The sequence below is a fragment of the Paraburkholderia terricola genome (assembly GCF_003330825.1).
In the GTDB taxonomy this organism is placed as follows: Bacteria; Pseudomonadota; Gammaproteobacteria; order Burkholderiales; family Burkholderiaceae; genus Paraburkholderia; species Paraburkholderia terricola.
This window is the reverse complement of record NZ_CP024941.1, coordinates 2,919,326-2,937,002: the sequence shown is the minus strand read 5'-3', so window position 1 is coordinate 2,937,002 and position 17,677 is coordinate 2,919,326. Positions and strand designations below refer to the sequence as shown.

The 17,677-nt window shown below is 62.9% G+C and carries 13 protein-coding genes; 12 read left to right on the top strand and 1 reads right to left on the bottom strand.

From position 1 onward, the window contains the following. Positions 1–13: 13 nt before the first annotated feature. The 7 genes from gloB (at position 14) to CUJ90_RS12960 (ending at position 10,238) form a co-directional block, all read left to right on the top strand. Positions 14–805, top strand: a complete 792-nt coding sequence (gene gloB, locus CUJ90_RS12990; RefSeq protein WP_114162970.1) for a hydroxyacylglutathione hydrolase — start codon at positions 14–16, stop codon at positions 803–805. Between the two features lie 155 nt (positions 806–960). Further along, positions 961–2,604 carry a transglycosylase SLT domain-containing protein gene (locus CUJ90_RS12985; RefSeq protein ID WP_073431225.1) on the top strand — a complete coding sequence of 548 codons (1,644 nt, stop codon included), beginning with the start codon at positions 961–963 and terminating at the stop codon, positions 2,602–2,604. A gap of 200 nt (positions 2,605–2,804) precedes the next feature. Then, positions 2,805–4,046 carry an MFS transporter gene (locus tag CUJ90_RS12980; protein ID WP_114162968.1) on the top strand — a complete coding sequence of 414 codons (1,242 nt, stop codon included), beginning with the start codon at positions 2,805–2,807 and terminating at the stop codon, positions 4,044–4,046. Between the two features lie 441 nt (positions 4,047–4,487). After that, the gene (gene carA, locus CUJ90_RS12975; RefSeq protein ID WP_083086613.1) at positions 4,488–5,642 is read left to right on the top strand and encodes a glutamine-hydrolyzing carbamoyl-phosphate synthase small subunit; all 1,155 of its coding nucleotides are present in this window, start codon (positions 4,488–4,490) and stop codon (positions 5,640–5,642) included. Positions 5,643–5,822: 180 nt separating this feature from the next. Next, a complete protein-coding gene (gene carB / locus CUJ90_RS12970) occupies positions 5,823–9,077 on the top strand; it encodes a carbamoyl-phosphate synthase large subunit (RefSeq protein WP_114162967.1) in 3,255 nt (1,084 codons plus the stop codon). A 154-nt stretch (positions 9,078–9,231) separates the two neighbouring features. After that, complete coding sequence (gene greA / locus CUJ90_RS12965; RefSeq protein WP_073431187.1) at positions 9,232–9,708, top strand: transcription elongation factor GreA; 477 nt, start codon at positions 9,232–9,234, stop codon at positions 9,706–9,708. A gap of 20 nt (positions 9,709–9,728) precedes the next feature. Then, positions 9,729–10,238 (top strand): DUF4149 domain-containing protein, encoded by a 510-nt coding sequence (locus CUJ90_RS12960; protein WP_073431188.1) that lies wholly within the window; start codon positions 9,729–9,731, stop codon positions 10,236–10,238. 169 nt (positions 10,239–10,407) lie between these two features. Here CUJ90_RS12960 and CUJ90_RS12955 read toward each other — a convergent pair whose 3' ends face one another. After that, positions 10,408–10,935: a YhbY family RNA-binding protein gene (locus CUJ90_RS12955; protein ID WP_073431189.1), complete on the bottom strand. Its 528-nt coding sequence runs from the start codon at positions 10,933–10,935 to the stop codon at positions 10,408–10,410. Between the two features lie 209 nt (positions 10,936–11,144). Between CUJ90_RS12955 and CUJ90_RS12950 the strand changes: the two genes are divergently transcribed. The 5 genes from CUJ90_RS12950 (at position 11,145) to pstS (ending at position 17,569) form a co-directional block, all read left to right on the top strand. Further along, positions 11,145–11,807, top strand: coding sequence for an RlmE family RNA methyltransferase (locus CUJ90_RS12950; RefSeq protein WP_073431190.1), 663 nt, complete (start codon positions 11,145–11,147; stop codon positions 11,805–11,807). 189 nt (positions 11,808–11,996) lie between these two features. Next, positions 11,997–13,886 (top strand): ATP-dependent zinc metalloprotease FtsH, encoded by a 1,890-nt coding sequence (ftsH, locus tag CUJ90_RS12945; protein ID WP_073431191.1) that lies wholly within the window; start codon positions 11,997–11,999, stop codon positions 13,884–13,886. An 83-nt stretch (positions 13,887–13,969) separates the two neighbouring features. Then, positions 13,970–14,869, top strand: coding sequence for a dihydropteroate synthase (gene folP / locus CUJ90_RS12940; RefSeq protein WP_073431226.1), 900 nt, complete (start codon positions 13,970–13,972; stop codon positions 14,867–14,869). Positions 14,870–14,894: 25 nt separating this feature from the next. Continuing rightward, a complete protein-coding gene (gene glmM, locus CUJ90_RS12935) occupies positions 14,895–16,253 on the top strand; it encodes a phosphoglucosamine mutase (RefSeq protein WP_073431192.1) in 1,359 nt (452 codons plus the stop codon). A 284-nt stretch (positions 16,254–16,537) separates the two neighbouring features. Next, positions 16,538–17,569, top strand: coding sequence for a phosphate ABC transporter substrate-binding protein PstS (gene pstS / locus CUJ90_RS12925; RefSeq protein ID WP_114162965.1), 1,032 nt, complete (start codon positions 16,538–16,540; stop codon positions 17,567–17,569). Positions 17,570–17,677: the final 108 nt, after the last annotated feature.

Genomic DNA, 17,677 nt, shown 5'->3' with positions numbered 1-17,677 from the left:
AAATGCGTCGCCTATGAATGCGCTCGAGTACGTACCGGTCCCGGCGTTTGAAGACAATTACATCTGGGTCGTTTCCGACGGACACCAGGCGGTGGTCGTCGATCCGGGCGAAGCCGCACCCGTGCTCGCCTATCTGGCGAAACGAGGTTGGCGGCTGAGCGCTATTTTACTCACGCACCATCATCAAGACCACGTCGGCGGGGTGGCCGATCTGCTGAATGGCCAGGCCGTTCCCGTGTACGGCCCCGCCGGTGAAGCGATCGAGCATCTCACACACCGTCTCCGAAATGGTGATCACGTGACGATCGCGGCCCCCGCGCTCGAATTCAGCGTGCTCGAGGTGCCTGGTCACACGAGCGGACATATTGCCTACTTCCAGGCGGCAGACCCGCGCGGCACGCCGCACGTGTTCTGCGGCGACACGCTGTTCGCTTGCGGTTGCGGCCGGCTGTTCGAAGGCACGCCGCAACAGATGCTCGCGTCGCTTGATTCGCTCGCCGCGCTGCCCGGCGCGACAGAGGTCCACTGCGCGCACGAGTACACGCTGTCGAACATCCGCTTCGCGCTCGCCTGCGAGCCGGACAATGCCGAGCTGCAAGCCTGGCGCGACAAGGCGAGCGAACTCCGCGCGCGCAATACGCCGACACTGCCCACCACCATCGCCCACGAACGCGCCGTGAATCCGTTTTTGCGCGCCGGCAATCCGGCCGTTCAAGCGAGCTTGCAGGCGCAGTTGCATGAGAAAGTCTCTGACCGGTTGGCGGCATTCACATTGATGCGTGAATGGAAAAACCGCTTCCGTTAACCGGATTCGCATGAGGGTGTTGTTCAGGGGAATAATCCGAAAAATTCGCCAAGCCCTAGATTTACTTGATTTTTTCGTAATTTTCCGATTGACGTGGACGTTGGCGTTTCGTACTATCGGCTCAAATTCCAGCCCTTGTGGAAACCGAGACGTTCATGAGATTTATCTTAAGTGCGTTGCTGGTCCTGACACTCGCCGCTTGCGCGAGCCAGGGACCGACAACGAATAGCCCCACCACCGCAACAAATCCCGCCAGTCAGCAAGCCGTAGCCGACGCCCTTCGCAAGACAGCCACCGCCAAAGAGACGATCAACGTCGATCAGGGTTCAGTCACTCAACTGACCAGCGCGGATGCCGATCTTTGGGGCCGTATTCGCCGCGGTTTTCAAATGCCGGATTTGCAGACCGACCTCGTCGACATGCAGGTCAACTGGTACGCGCAGCGTCCCGATTACGTGCAGCGCATGACCGAGCGCTCGCAGAAGTACCTCTATCACATCGTGGAGGAACTCGAGGCGCGCCATATGCCGACCGAGCTCGCGCTGCTGCCATTCATCGAATCGGCGTACAGCCCGCAGGCTTTGTCCGTGGCGAAGGCGGCCGGCATGTGGCAGTTCATGCCCGGCACCGGCCGCACCTACAACCTCAAGCAGAACATGTGGCAGGACGAGCGTCGCGACGTGCTGGCCTCGACCAGTGCCGCGCTCGACTATCTGTCGCGTCTGCATGACATGTTCGGCGACTGGCAGCTCGCGCTCGCCGCGTACAACTGGGGTGAGGGCAACGTGCAGCGCGCGATCGCGCGCAATGAAGCGGCGGGCTTGCCCACCGACTACCTCAGCTTGCGCATGCCGAACGAGACGCGCAACTACGTGCCGAAGCTGCAGGCGGTGAAAAACATCGTGGCGAACCCGCAAATGTACGGGCTCGCGTTGCCGTCGATTCCGAATCACCCGTATTTCGTCACGGTCACCACCTCGCACGATATCGATGTGGACACGGCTGCCAAGCTGGCGAATCTTTCGTTGGATGAATTCCGTTCGCTGAATCCATCGTTCAGGAAGCCGGTGATTCTCGGCGCCACGCAGCCGCAGATCCTGCTGCCGTTCGACAACGCGAGCGCCTTCGAGCGCAATCTGAAGACGTATTCGGGTTCGCTGTCCTCATGGACTACCTACACCGTCACGGAGCGTTCGGCGCCGGCGGCGATCGCGCAAAAAATCGGCGTCGACGCCGACACGCTGATGGAAGTGAACAAGATTCCGGCCGGCATGCGTCTTAAGCCGGGCTCCACGATCGTGGTGCCGCGCGGTTCGGACGACGACGAGGACATCAGCGCCGATGTTGCCGAAAGCGCGGTTCTGGCGATGGAGCCGGACGTCCCCGATACCCGCAAGATGTTGATCCGCGTGCGCCGCAATCAGAGCATGGCGGCGATCGCCGCACGTTACGGCGTTTCGCTCGGCCAGCTAAAGTCGTGGAATCGCACGCATCGTAACGAGGTTTCGCGTGGCCAGGTCATCGTGCTGCACGTGCCGGTGGGCAAGACGGTGCCGAGCGAACCCGGCCCCGAGCGCATTGCCACCAACGTGCAAGGCGGCGGCGTCCAGAAAATCGGCACGCGGGTCGGTGACACGAAGAAGGGCCGTGGCCGTTCAGCGGTGGTCAAGGTGGCCGAGCCCGCGGGCAAAGCCGGCAAGCCGGCGGCATCCGCGAGCAAGGGCAAGGTGACGAAAGCGTCGGCTTCCACATCCAGCAAGGTGTCGAAAACCGCGGCGGACACGAAGAAGAGCAAATAGCGCGAAAAGCCGCTCCGCCTCGGTAGTGAGGCCACGCAGTACTGGAGCACCGCCGCCATAGCGATGCGCTCGCACCGAAGTCTTGCCAACGCCGTCACCTGTGTGACGGCGTTTTTCGTTGTGCGGTTCATCGCGGGCGAGTTCGACGGATTTCCTTTATCGTTCGAGCTTTGGCCGACCGGCCGCCCCGATCGAAGCTTATGTCGTCGACCCAACTGCGCGTCTTTCTCCTGTTTTCCGCCGGCTACTTCGTTTCGTACGTGTTTCGCGGCGTCAACCTGGGCTTTGCTCCGTTCATCACGCATGACCTGGGCTTGTCGGCAACCGACCTCGGTTTGCTGACCAGCCTGTATTTCCTTGGCTTCGCGGGCGCGCAAATTCCGGCCGGCGTGTTGCTCGATCACTTCGGCGCGCGGCGCGTGACCGCCGCGACCCTGCTGTTTGCCGCGCTCGGAATAGGGGTGTTCGGCGCCGCCCATAGCGTCGGCGTGATGATGGTCGGGCGGCTCCTGATCGGCGTCGGCGTGTCGGTGTGCCTCGGCGCGGCTTTCAAGGCGTTGGCGCAGCACTTCGCGTCGGCGCGCCTGCCGCTGATGAACGGACTCGTGATGGCGATCGGCGGTTTAGGCGGCGTGATGGTGGGCTCGCCGCTCACGTGGGTGCTCGGCTTCGCGAGTTGGCGCACGGTCTGCGTGGGACTGGTTCTGCTGACGGTGCTGGTGGCGCTGGCGCAATGGACGCTTGCGCCGGACGCGCACGAAACGCGCCGACAGGCGAGTCTTGGCACTCAATTCAAAGGCACCTTGCATATCCTGGGCAGCGCCGCGTTCTGGAGAATCGCTTCGTTCTCGGTCGTCACCCAAGGCGTGTTCTATGCGATGCAATCGCTATGGGTGGGCGCCTGGTTGCGTGACGTTCAGGGCTTCCAGCCGCCCGAGGCGGCCGCGCTGGTGTCGATTCTGGGCTTTGCGATGATGGCGGGCTGCGTGGGTTTCGGCGCGGCGGCGCGCGTCCTCGAACGCCGCGGCGTCTCGCTGTATGCGTTTTGCGGCGTGGGCATGGCGCTTTACGTTGCGACGCAAATGCTGATCATGTTCCGCGCGCCGCTGCCCGCAAGTCTGCTGTGGGCGGCGTATGGGATTTTTGGCGGCACCGGCATTCTCAGCTACGCGGTGATGGCACGGCATTTTCCTGCGCAGATGACCGGCCGGGTGAACACCACGCTCACGCTCATCATCTTTCTGCTGATCTTCGGTTTTCAGATTGGCGTGGGTGCGGTGCTGTCGCGCTGGCCGGCGAGCGGCGGCCACTATCCGGCGGTCGCGCATCTGACCGCCTGGGGCATTCTGGTGGGGCTGCAGGTGTTGAGCGCGGTCTGGTACGTATTGCCTGGCCGCACGCCTGTTCGGCCGGTCGTGCTGCATGCGGAGCACGAGGCCTGAGACTGTCGCGCGGCGCTTCGCCGGCCCCGAGCGCGTTTGCCGACGCTATCCCGATTCCGCTCGCCGCAGGTCTTGTCCGACGGCGGCAGCGCTCCGGCCCAGCAAGGGTTTCGCCGATTTCTGCGGACGCGCGCCCTGGTTCGCTCCCCATCTCGGATTTGGAGAGAAGGGCAGTTTCCAGCTATAATTACAAGGTTTGAGCTTATCAACCCGCACCCTAGCGCCTACCTCTCCCATACCGTTCATCCGCCGCGCGCCGTTTGCGTAGCAAGAAGGGCCACGCACCCAGCCGATCCGTCCAGACAATGGGCTCATCGCGCCCCTTGCAACGTCGACGGCAGTACGCGAGCGAGTCTGCGCGCGCATCCCGTGGATGCTTTTCGCTGCGGCTCGCAGTCGGATAGACAGGTCGGCAACAGGGTGTTCCCCAAGGAGTCTCCCGTGTTGCCGTCATTTTCTCCCGCTCTGCTCGCGCTCGCCGACGGCACGGTCTTTCGTGGTTATTCCATCGGCGCCCCAGGGCATACGATCGGCGAAGTCGTGTTCAACACCGCTATCACCGGCTATCAGGAAATCCTGACTGATCCGAGCTATGCGCGCCAGATCGTGACCCTCACGTATCCGCACATCGGTAACGTCGGTGTGAATGCTGAAGACATTGAAGCTACGAAAGTCCATGCCGCCGGCCTGATCATTCGCGATCTGCCGGTTCTCGCGTCGAACTTCCGCATGGAGCGCACGCTCTCGCAGTATCTGCAGGACGAAGGCGTGGTCGCCATCGCCGGCCTCGACACCCGCAAGCTGACCCGCGTTCTGCGCGACAAGGGCGCACAGAACGGCGCGATTCTGGCCGGCTCGGACGACGAGGCCAAGGCCATCGAACTCGCGCGTTCGTTCCCAGGCCTCTCGGGCATGGACCTCGCAAAGGTCGTGTCCACGAAGGAAGCCTACGAATGGACCCAGACCGAATGGCGTCTTGGCACGGGCTACGGCAAGCAGAATGCGCCGAAGTACCGCGTGGTCGCGTTCGACTACGGCGTCAAGTACAACATCCTGCGCATGCTGGCCGAGCGCGGCTGTCACGTCACGGTGCTGCCGGCGCAAGCCAGCGCGGCTGACGCGCTCGCGCTCAACCCGGACGGCATTTTCCTCTCGAATGGCCCCGGCGATCCGGAACCGTGCGACTACGCAATCGCGGCCACGAAGGAGCTGATCGAGCGCGGCATTCCGACGTTCGGCATCTGCCTCGGTCACCAGATCATGGGGCTCGCTCTCGGCGCGAAGACCCTGAAGATGAAGACCGGCCACCACGGCGCAAACCATCCGGTGAAGGATCTGGACGACGGCCGCGTGGTCATCACGTCGCAGAACCACGGCTTCGCGGTCGACGCCGACACGCTGCCGGCCAACGCCAAGGTCACGCATGTCTCGTTGTTCGACGGCACGCTGCAAGGCTTCGCGCTGACCGACAAGCCGGCGTTCTGCTTCCAGGGGCACCCGGAAGCATCGCCTGGTCCGCACGACATCGCCTATCTGTTCGACCGCTTCACCGGGTTGATGGACGCGAAGAAGGCAGGCAGGACCGCGGCGGCGTAAGAGGCGATAGAAGCGGGCCTGTGAAGCGCCGTTGCGGCGCGCGCGGCCGAGCCGCGCCACGCACTCGGTGCACTCACTGTGCTCAGCGCCTGTCGGGCGAGCCGCACAAACAGAGCGCGCGCAGCGTAGCAACGACGCGCGCCGACGGAAAGAATTCAGGAATACATTAGCGAGAGCGTTATGCCCAAGCGGACAGACATCAAGAGCATCCTCATCATCGGCGCGGGTCCGATCATCATCGGCCAGGCGTGCGAGTTCGACTACTCGGGCGCGCAGGCATGCAAGGCGTTGCGTGAGGAAGGCTACAAGGTCATTCTCGTCAACAGCAATCCGGCGACGATCATGACCGACCCGAACACGGCCGACGTGACCTACATCGAGCCGATCACGTGGGAAGTGGTCGAGCGCATCATCGCGAAGGAGCGCCCGGACGCGATTCTGCCGACCATGGGCGGTCAGACCGCGTTGAACTGCGCGCTCGATCTGCATGCGCACGGCGTGCTGGACAAATACAAGGTCGAGCTGATCGGCGCGTCGCCGGAAGCGATCGACAAGGCGGAAGATCGTCAGAAGTTCAAGGACGCGATGACGAAGATCGGCCTCGGTTCGGCCAAATCGGGCACCGCGCATTCGATGGAAGAAGCGCTGCAGGTGCAGGCGAAAATCGCGGCGGAAACCGGCAGCGGCGGCTATCCGGTGGTGATCCGCCCGTCGTTCACGCTGGGCGGTTCGGGCGGCGGCATCGCCTACAACCGCGACGAATTCGAAGAGATCTGCAAGCGCGGTCTCGATCTGTCGCCCACTCGCGAATTGCTGATCGAAGAGTCGCTGCTCGGCTGGAAAGAGTACGAGATGGAGGTGGTCCGCGACAAGAAGGACAACTGCATCATCGTCTGCTCGATCGAAAACCTGGACCCGATGGGCATCCACACCGGCGACTCGATCACCGTCGCGCCGGCGCAAACGCTCACCGACAAGGAATATCAGGTGTTGCGTAACGCGTCGCTCGCGGTGCTGCGCGAAATCGGCGTCGATACCGGCGGCTCGAACGTGCAGTTCTCGATCAATCCGAAAGACGGCCGGATGATCGTGATCGAAATGAACCCGCGTGTGTCGCGTTCGTCGGCGTTGGCGTCGAAGGCCACCGGCTTCCCGATCGCGAAGGTCGCGGCGAAGCTCGCGGTCGGCTACACGCTCGACGAACTGAAGAACGAAATCACCGGCGGCCAGACGCCGGCGTCGTTCGAACCGACGATCGACTACGTCGTCACGAAGATCCCGCGTTTTGCGTTCGAGAAATTCCGCGAAGCCGATTCACGCCTCACCACGCAGATGAAGTCGGTCGGCGAAGTGATGGCGATCGGCCGCACCTTCCAGGAATCGTTCCAGAAGGCGCTGCGCGGTCTCGAAGTCGGCGTCGACGGCCTGGACGAAAAGACCGGCAACCGCGACGAGATCATCCGCGAGATCGGCGAAGCCGGTCCGGATCGCATCTGGTACGTCGGCGACGCGTTCCGCATCGGCATGAGCGCCGCGGAAATCTTCGAGGAGACCTCGATCGATCCGTGGTTCCTCGCGCAGATCGAACAGATCGTCCTGAAGGAAAAGGCGCTGACGGGCCGCACGCTTGCGAGCCTGTCGAAAGAAGAACTCAAGTATGTGAAGCAGAGCGGCTTCTCGGACCGACGTCTCGCGAAGCTGCTCGGCGCGAAGCCGGCCGAAGTGCGTCAACGCCGGATCGAGTTGAACGTGCGTCCGGTGTACAAGCGCGTCGACACGTGCGCCGCCGAGTTCGCGACGAAAACCGCCTACATGTACTCGACCTACGAGGAAGAGTGCGAGGCGAACCCGACCAGCAACAAGAAGATCATGGTGCTGGGCGGCGGCCCGAACCGGATCGGCCAGGGCATCGAGTTCGACTACTGCTGCGTGCACGCGGCGCTCGCCATGCGCGAGGACGGCTATGAAACGATCATGGTCAACTGCAACCCCGAAACCGTTTCGACCGACTACGACACCTCCGATCGTCTCTATTTCGAATCGCTGACGCTCGAAGACGTGCTCGAAATCGTCGACAAGGAAAAGCCGGTCGGCGTGATCGTGCAATACGGCGGCCAAACGCCGCTGAAGCTCGCGCTCGATCTCGAGGCCAATGGCGTGCCGATCATCGGCACCTCGCCGGACATGATCGACGCCGCGGAAGACCGCGAGCGTTTCCAGAAGCTGCTGCAGGATCTCGGCCTGCGTCAGCCGCCGAATCGCACGGCGCGCGCCGAAGACGAAGCGCTCAAGCTCGCCGACGAAATCGGCTACCCGCTGGTGGTCCGTCCGTCGTACGTGCTGGGTGGCCGGGCGATGGAAATCGTCCACGAGCCGCGTGATCTCGAGCGCTACATGCGCGAGGCCGTGAAGGTGTCGAACGATTCGCCTGTGCTGCTCGACCGCTTCCTGAACGACGCGATCGAATGCGACGTCGATTGCATCTCCGACGGCGAGGCCGTGTTCATCGGCGGCGTGATGGAGCACATCGAGCAGGCGGGCGTGCATTCGGGCGACTCGGCTTGTTCGCTGCCGCCGTACTCGCTGTCGAAGGAAACCGTGGCCGAACTGAAGCGTCAGACGGGCGCGATGGCCAAGGCGCTGAACGTGATCGGCCTGATGAACGTGCAGTTCGCGATCCAGCAAGTGCCGCAAGCGGACGGTTCGAAAGAGGACGTGATCTACGTGCTCGAAGTGAACCCGCGTGCATCGCGCACGGTGCCGTACGTGTCGAAGGCAACCAGCCTGCCGCTCGCGAAGATCGCGGCGCGCGCGATGGTCGGCCAGAAGCTCGCCGAGCAAGGCGTGACGAAGGAAATCGATCCGCCGTACTTCAGCGTGAAGGAAGCGGTGTTCCCGTTCGTCAAGTTCCCGGCAGTCGATCCGGTGCTCGGACCGGAAATGCGCTCGACCGGTGAAGTGATGGGCGTGGGCCAGACTTTCGGCGAAGCGTTGTTCAAGTCGCAACTCGCGGCGGGTTCGCGTCTGCCGGAGTCGGGCACGGTGCTGTTGACCGTGATGGACGCCGACAAGCCCAAGGCCGTCGAAGTCGCGCGCATGCTGCACGAACTCGGCTATCCGATCGTCGCGACCAAGGGCACCGCTGCCGCGATCGAAGCGGCCGGCGTGCCGGTCAAGGTCGTCAACAAGGTGAAGGACGGCCGTCCGCACATCGTCGACATGATCAAGAACGGCGAGATCGCGCTGGTCTTCACGACCGTCGACGAGACCCGCGCGGCGATCGCCGATTCGCGTTCGATCCGCATGAGCGCGCAGGCGAACAAGGTCACGTACTACACGACCATGTCCGGCGCGCGGGCCGCGGTGGAAGGCTTGCGCTATTTGAAGGACCTGGAAGTCTATGATTTACAAGGACTCCACGCTCGCCTAAACTAAGGCTTCGAATACCTGTCCAAGACGTAAGTGCCGCGGTTAAGCGGCGTTTCGCAGGTGCCTCGGCCCGGGTCTCGCCCGGCGCTCTGGTCCGCGCGAAATGCACTTAACCGCGGTGATTTTTTTTACGGCCGTTTTTTAGCCTCTAGAGTTGTTTATGAGCACTATTCCATTGACGAAGCGCGGCGCAGACATGCTGCGCGATGAATTGCAGCGCCTGAAATCGGTTGAGCGTCCCGCAGTGATCAACTCGATCGCGGAGGCACGCGCCCAAGGCGATCTGTCGGAAAACGCGGAATACGACGCGGCGAAGGAAAAGCAGGGCTTCATCGAAGGCCGTATCGCCGAAATCGAATCGAAGCTGGCCGGCGCGCAGGTGATCGATCCGTCCAAGGTGGACGCGGACGGCCGCGTGGTGTTCGGCGCAACGGTGGAACTGGAAGACCTGGATTCGGGGGCGCCGGTCAAGTATCAGATCGTCGGCGACGACGAAGCGGACATCGACCACGGCCTGATCTCGATCAGCTCGCCGATCGCCCGCGCGCTGATCGGCAAATCGGAAGGCGACGTGGCATCGGTGCAGGCGCCGGGCGGCGTGCGCGAATACGAAATCATCGCGGTTAGCTACATTTGAAGGCGGCTCCGGTGTCCTTGATGCCGCATCGATTTTTCCGTCTGCTGACGGTGGTGTGGGTCGGTAGTCTGCTGACTATCGGCTATGCTGTCGCGCCGGTGCTGTTCACGTCGCTCGATCGCACGACGGCGGGCGCGGTGGCCGCGCAGTTGTTTCGCATCGAGGGCGTGCTGGGTGCGGTGTGCGGCATTTTGCTGCTCGTTCTCGCCAACGTATTGGTTCGCCGCGGCGGCGACGCGTATCGTCGTCTGCGCTGGCTGATCGCGGGCATGCTCGTGTGCGTGCTGGTGGGTTACTTCGCGTTGCAGCCGTTCATGAATGCAATGCGCGTGGCCGCGTTCGAAGCGGGTAGCGATGTCGGCCATTCGGCTTATGCGACGCGCTTTGGCATCCTGCATGGCGTGTCGAGCCTGTTCTATCTGGTCGAAAGCCTGTTGGGCGTGGCGCTGGTGTGGAAGCTGCCAGCGGGCGCCGGCGCAGTCATGGCTGAAGCAGATGGCGGCGGTGCCGCCGGGCGCGTAACGCGCTGATTGCCGGTTCGCGCGCCGCCGCAGTTTCGTGTTCGAGCAGCCCGGCAGGTCCGCCCAGGCATCAGCCCGAACGCGCAGTTCAAGCCGCGGTTCAAGCAATTCGCCTCGCGCAATCAGCGTTAAAGCAAACCAGAGTGCGGACCTGGTCCGCACCTCCACCCTCATTTGCTTATTTCGACGACTGATGCGAGCGCTTCGCGCTGGTCTGGCGCTTCTTGGCCCGCTTGATGTTGCCGCCTTGCGTAACGCGTTCATTGCCGCGCACCACGACCGCTTTTGCCTTCGGCTTGCGCATCGGGATTTCGCTGGGCTTCACCACGGTTACCACGCGCGGTGCGCGGCCCTTGCCCGGTTTGGCATCCGCGGCGGCTTCCCGGGCGCTCGGCAAGGTGCCGCGCCTGGTCTTCACCGCCGGTTGCGCGGTTTCAGGCTTCCAGATCACGAGCAGCTTGCCGATGTGCTGGATCGGCGCAGCGTTCAGCTTGTCGCAGATTTGTTCGTAAATCGCGATGCGTTCTTCGCGTTCGTCGCCGAACACGCGGATTTTGATCAGCTGATGGGCGTCAAGGTGCACCTTGATCTCGGCGAGCACAGCGTCGGTCAAGCCTTCGGCGCCGACGAGCACCACCGGTTTGAGCGCGTGTGCCTGGGAGCGCAATTCGGCGCGTTGGTCGGAAGAGACTTTGAGGGCTGGCATGGAAAGTGGGAGACTCGACTAAAATGGCGGCGCCTGCATTCCCGATCCACTCGCTCGATTAGCGGCGATTGGGTTTTCGATCGATCAGCAGGACGGCGCGTCAGAACAACAGAATCGCGGATGACCGCCAGTTTTGGCGGTGGCCGCGCGAAATTAACCGCGTATTATCCGCTAAAGCGCGACATGGCGCAGCAAGAGTTCAACGTTTAATGGCAAAAAACAAGTTCAACACGGCATGGCTGCATGACCATATCAACGACCCGTACGTGAAAATGGCGCAGCGGGAGGGCTATCGCGCCCGCGCCGCCTACAAGCTCAAGGAAATCGATGAACAGGACAAGCTGATCCGTCCGGGGCAGGTGATCGTCGACCTCGGCTCGGTGCCGGGCAGCTGGAGCCAGTACGCACGCAACAAGCTCGCGAAGGGCGCGCAGCGCGACGCCGAACGCGAGGGCGGCATCGACGGCACGATCATCGCGCTGGACATGCTGCCGATGGAGCCGATCGCCGACGTTCACTTCATCCAGGGTGACTTCCGCGAGGACTCGGTCCTCGGCCAACTGGAAGAATTAGTCGGAGAACGCCAGGTTGATCTTGTAATTTCGGATATGGCGCCCAACCTGTCGGGGGTGGCGGTGGCGGATGCCGCGCGAATCGAGCATTTGTGCGATCTCGCATTGGAGTTTTCGCAAAATCACCTGAAGCCGGATGGTGCCCTTTTAGTCAAATGTTTTCACGGCAGCGGTTACAGCCAGATTGTCGAAAAGTTCAAGCATCAGTTCAAGGTGGTGGCGGCCCGCAAGCCGAAGGCGTCGCGGGACAAGTCGTCAGAAACGTTTATTTTGGGTAAGCATCTCAAGCGGCCCGCGTAGGGCGCTGCAGGACGGATCCGCATCTGCCGATAAATAGTCTGCCGGCGCCGGAAATTGGCGCTGTAACAGCCGGTTACGCTATTTCTGTGGTAGTGAAACCTTATGGCAGGGGTCTGCGGACTGGATTAGAATGCTTTCGTGGTGCCGCAAGGCAAGTGTAGGCGCCCGTCTAAGTGAAGGAGTGGTGCTTTGAACAACAATATGTTTTCGAAGGCAGCAGTGTGGCTGGTTATCGCACTGGTGCTGTTTACGGTGTTCAAGCAGTTCGACAAGCCCCGTGTCCAGGAAGGCGTTTCCTATTCGCAGTTCATGGACGACGCGAAGAACGGCAAAGTCAAGAACGTCATTGTCCAGGGGCGGAACCTCACGGTCACTCCAGCAGACGGCCAGAAGTACCAGATCGTGTCGCCGGGCGACATCTGGATGGTCGGCGATCTGATGAAGTATGGCGTTCAGGTGAGCGGCAAGGCTGACGACGAACCTAATGCGCTGGTGTCGGCGCTGTACTACCTCGGGCCGACGATTCTGATCATCGGTTTCTGGTTCTACATGATGCGACAGATGCAGGGGGGCGGGAAAGGCGGTGCGTTCTCGTTCGGCAAATCCCGTGCGCGTCTGATCGACGAAAATAACAACGCGATCAATTTCACCGACGTCGCCGGTTGCGACGAAGCCAAGGAAGAAGTCTCCGAACTGGTCGACTTCCTGCGCGACCCGCAGAAGTTCCAGAAGCTGGGTGGGCGCATTCCGCGCGGCGTGCTGCTGGTCGGCCCGCCGGGAACCGGCAAGACGCTGCTCGCGCGCGCCATCGCCGGCGAGGCGAAGGTGCCGTTTTTCAGCATCTCGGGTTCGGACTTCGTTGAAATGTTCGTCGGCGTCGGCGCGGCTCGCGTGCGCGACATGTTCGAGCAGGCCAAGAAGCACGCGCCGTGTATCGTGTTCATCGACGAAATCGACGCGGTCGGCCGTCATCGCGGCGCCGGCATGGGCGGCGGTAACGACGAACGTGAGCAGACGCTGAACCAGATGCTGGTCGAGATGGACGGCTTCGAGGCGAACTCGGGCGTGATCGTGATCGCCGCAACGAACCGTTCGGACGTGCTCGACAAGGCGCTGCTGCGTCCGGGCCGTTTCGATCGTCAGGTGTATGTCGGTCTGCCGGACATCCGCGGCCGCGAACACATCATGAAAGTCCACCTGCGCAAGGTGCCGATCTCGAACGACGTCGACGCGGCGGTCATCGCTCGCGGCACGCCGGGCTTCTCGGGCGCCGATCTGGCGAACCTCGTGAACGAGGCGGCCCTGTTCGCGGCTCGCCGCGGCAAGCGCATCGTCGAGATGACGGACTTCGAGGACGCGAAGGACAAGATCTTCATGGGCCCGGAGCGCAAGTCGGCCGTGATCCGCGAGGAATCGAAGCGCGCCACCGCGTATCACGAGTCGGGCCATGCGGTGATCGCCAAGCTGTTGCCGAAGGCTGATCCGGTGCACAAGGTCACGATCATCCCTCGCGGCCGCGCCCTCGGTGTGACGTGGCAGTTGCCGGAGCACGACAACGAAACGTATTCGAAGGACTACCTGCTCGATCGTCTCGCGATCCTGTTCGGTGGCCGTGTCGCCGAGGAATTGTTCCTGAACCTGATCAGCACCGGCGCGTCTGACGACTTCAACAAGGCGACGCAAACCGCGCGCGCCATGGTGGCTCGCTTCGGCATGACGGACGCGCTGGGACCGATGGTCTACGTCGACGACGAAAACGACGCAACGCCGTTTGGCCGTGGGTTCACGCGTACCATTTCTGAAGCGACGCAACAAAAGGTCGACGCGGAAATCCGTCGCGTGCTTGACGAGCAGTACAACCTTGCGAAGCGCCTGCTGGAAGAGAACCGCGACAAGGTCGAAGCGATGACCGCCGCCCTGATGGAGTGGGAGACGATCGACGCCGATCAGATCAACGACATCATGGCCGGACGTCCGCCGCGTTCGCCGAAGAGTTCGCCGCCGCCGGCAAGCGACGCCTCGTCGGGCGGCAGCCCGGGCACCGAGGTTAAGCCGGGCAGCGCTACCGCGCCGGCCTGATAGGCGACCAGTAGAAAGTGCGGGCCGGTGTGTTTCACACCGGCCCGTTTTGCATTTATCCGTTTTATGTGAAGCGCTGCCACGTGTCGAAAGTCGACTTTCTCTCTTTTCCCATTCCCGAGCCCCTTCAATGCGGCCGCTTCAAGCTGACCTTTGAACGCCCGTTGGTCATGGGCATCCTGAACGTCACGCCCGACTCCTTCTCCGACGGCGGCCAATACGTGATGCGCGGCGATGCGCTGCGCCAGGCCGAGCGCATGCTGCTCGACGGCGCGGACATCATCGACATCGGCGGTGAGTCCACGCGTCCCGGCGCGCCGCCGGTATCGCTCGACGAGGAACTGGAGCGCGTGATCCCACTCGTCGAACAGTTGCGCGGCGCGAATGTGCCGTTGTCGGTCGATACCTATAAGCCGGAAGTGATGCGCCAGGCTTTGAGCGCGGGCGCGGATCTCATCAACGACGTCTGGGGTTTCCGGATGCCCGGCGCGATCGAGGCGGTGCGCGATAGCGAATGCGGTTTGTGCGTGATGCACATGCTCGGCGAACCGCAGACCATGCAACGCGGCGAACCTGTTTATGTCGATGTGGTGAGCGAGGTCCGGCAGTTTCTGGAGGAACGGGTCGCGGCTCTCAAGCAGTCAGGCATCGCTCGTGCGCGCATCAGCGTCGATCCGGGTTTCGGTTTCGGCAAGGCGGTGCTCGAGCATAATTACGCGCTACTCGCGCATCTGCCGGATACGGCGCCTCGAGCAGAGCCGCCGTATCCGATTCTCGCGGGCATGTCGCGCAAGTCGATGATCGGTGCGGTGGTCGGGCGCCCGGCGCCCGAGCGCATCGCGGGCAGCGTCGCCGCGGCGGTGTGCGCAGCCGGGCGGGGCGCCGCGATTGTGCGCGTGCATGACGTCGCGCAAACAGTGGATGCATTGAAAGTATGGACGGCCATGCGCGACGCGGCGAATCACGGCCGCACGCGCGGCTGAACGCAAGGAAGGAGGAAAATAAAATATGGCACGTCGTTTTTTCGGCACGGACGGAATTCGGGGCAAGGTCGGCGAAGGGCCCATTACACCGGAGTTTGTTTTGCGGCTCGGCTATGCCGCCGGCAAAGTGCTGGCGGGCGCGGACCGCTGGGCGAGAACGGGCGCGAGGCCCACGGTGCTGATCGGCAAGGACACCCGCGTGTCGGGTTACATGCTCGAGGCCGCGCTTGAAGCGGGTTTTTCCGCGGCCGGTGTCGATGTGATGCTGGCCGGCCCAATGCCCACTCCGGGCATTGCGTATCTGACGCGTGCGCTGCGGCTCGCCGCGGGCGTGGTGATCAGCGCGTCGCACAATCCGTACTACGACAACGGCATCAAGTTTTTCTCCGCCGACGGCAACAAGCTGCCCGACGAAGTGGAAGCGCAAATCGAGGAGCAACTGGACCTGCCGCTCGCGTGCGCAGCCTCCGAGCAGCTCGGCAAGGCACGGCGTCTCGACGACGCGGCCGGCCGCTACATCGAGTTTTGCAAGAGCACGTTTCCGGCTGCGTTCGATCTGCGCGGCCTGAAGCTGGTGGTGGATTGCGCGCACGGCGCCGCGTATGACGTCGCGCCGCATGTCTTCCACGAACTCGGCGCCGACGTGATCCCGATCGGCGTCGCGCCGAATGGCTTCAACATCAACGACGGCGTCGGCGCGACCGCGCCCGACGCGCTGATGCGCGCGGTGCGAGCCAACCACGCGGATCTCGGCATCGCGCTCGACGGCGACGCCGACCGTCTGCAGGTCGTGGACGCCGCCGGCCGCCTGTATAACGGCGACGAACTGCTGTACGTGCTGGTCAAGGACCGCATCGCCACCGACGGCAACGTGGAAGGCGCGGTCGGCACCTTGATGACCAACATGGCTGTCGAAGTCGCGCTGCAAAAAGCCGGCGTGAAATTCGTGCGCGCGGCGGTGGGCGACCGCTACGTGCTGGAGCAGTTGCGTGAACACGGCTGGCAACTCGGAGCCGAAGGCTCCGGCCATATTCTCTCGCTCGACCGCCATTCCACCGGGGACGGCATCGTCTCGGCGCTCCTCGTGCTGGCGGCCATGAAGCGCAGCGGCAAGACGCTCGCCGAGCTGCTCGACGGCGTCACGCTGTTTCCGCAGAAGCTGATCAACGTGCGGATGAAGCCTGGCGCCGACTGGAAGGGCAGCGACGCGATCCGCCGCGCCATCAGCACGGCCGAGGGCGCGCTGAATGGCCGTGGGCGCGTGCTGATCCGCGCCTCGGGCACCGAGCCCGTGCTGCGCGTGATGGTCGAAGCCGAAAAGGTCGACGACGCGCTGCTGCATGCTGAATCGATCGCCGGCGCGGTCAAGGAAGCGACCGCCTGAACCACGGTTTCCTGCACGGCGTTGGGACGATGCTCGGATCGTCCCAACGCCCACCGCCACCTAAAAATCCCCTCCCGCGCACACGCAAACGTTCGCGCCCCATCTTTTTCGCCTAATCTGTAGAGCGACGCAAAACCGGCGCTTTCACCGAACAAAACGCCTTTCACATCCGTAAACAGACTGTCACGCGAGTTTCACGGTCGGTCACGTTACTGTCACAAAGAGACCCTAAGCTTCGCGGTGTTCGTGTTACTCGCTCACACCGCTCACACCTTGGAGGTCTCATGAAATTGATGCAAACCGTGTTCGCTGGCGTCGCTGGCGCGCTTTTCGCGATCGCAGCGCAAGCCGCAGACATCACCGGCGCGGGCAGCACCTTCGCAGCACCGATTTACACGAAATGGGCCGACGCCTACCAGAAGTCCGGCGGCGGTAAGGTTAACTACCAGGGCATCGGTTCGTCGGGCGGCGTGAAGCAGATCGTCGCGAAGACCGTCGACTTCGCCGGTTCGGACGCTCCGCTGAAGGACGAAGAACTCGCCAAGGAAGGCCTGTTCCAGTTCCCGACGGTGGTGGGCGGCGTGGTGCCGGTCGTCAACGTGCCGGGCGTGAAGCCGGCTGAACTGACGCTGTCGGGCGAAGTGCTCGGCGACATCTACCTGGGCAAGATCAAGAAGTGGAACGACCCGGCGATCGTCGCGCTGAACCCGAAGGTCAAGCTGCCGGATACCGACATCGCCGTGGTGCGCCGCGCCGACGGTTCGGGCACCAGCTTCATCTGGACGAACTATCTGTCGAAGGTCAACGCCGACTGGAAGTCGAAGGTCGGTGAAGGTTCGACGGTCAACTGGCCGACGGGCACGGGCGGCAAGGGCAACGACGGCGTCGCCGCCTTCGTGCAACGTCTGCCGGGCGCAATCGGCTATGTGGAATGGGCGTATGCCAAGCAGAACCACATGACGTATGTCGCACTGAAGAATTCGACGGGCACGATCGTCGAGCCGAAGACGGAAACCTTCAAGGCAGCGGCAGCGGGCGCGGACTGGTCGAAGTCGTTCTACCAGATCCTGACGAACGAGCCGGGCAAGAACGCATGGCCGATCGTCGGCGCGACGTTCGTGCTGGTTCACACGACGCAGGAAAAGGCGCCGCAAGGCTCCGAAACGCTGAAGTTCTTCGACTGGGCATTCAAGAACGGCACGCAAGCCGCCAACGATCTGGACTACATCTCGCTGCCGGAGTCGGTGGTATCGGAAATCCGCACGCAGTGGAAGTCGAAGGTGAAGGACGCCGCGGGCAAGCCGCTCGCGGAGTAATTAAAGCGGTAGACAGTCGCATCGCGTAACACGTTGGCCGTCCTCGCGCGAGGACGGCCAACGGCATTGACCGGCAACATCGCCGCGCGACAAGTGTCGTACGGCAAC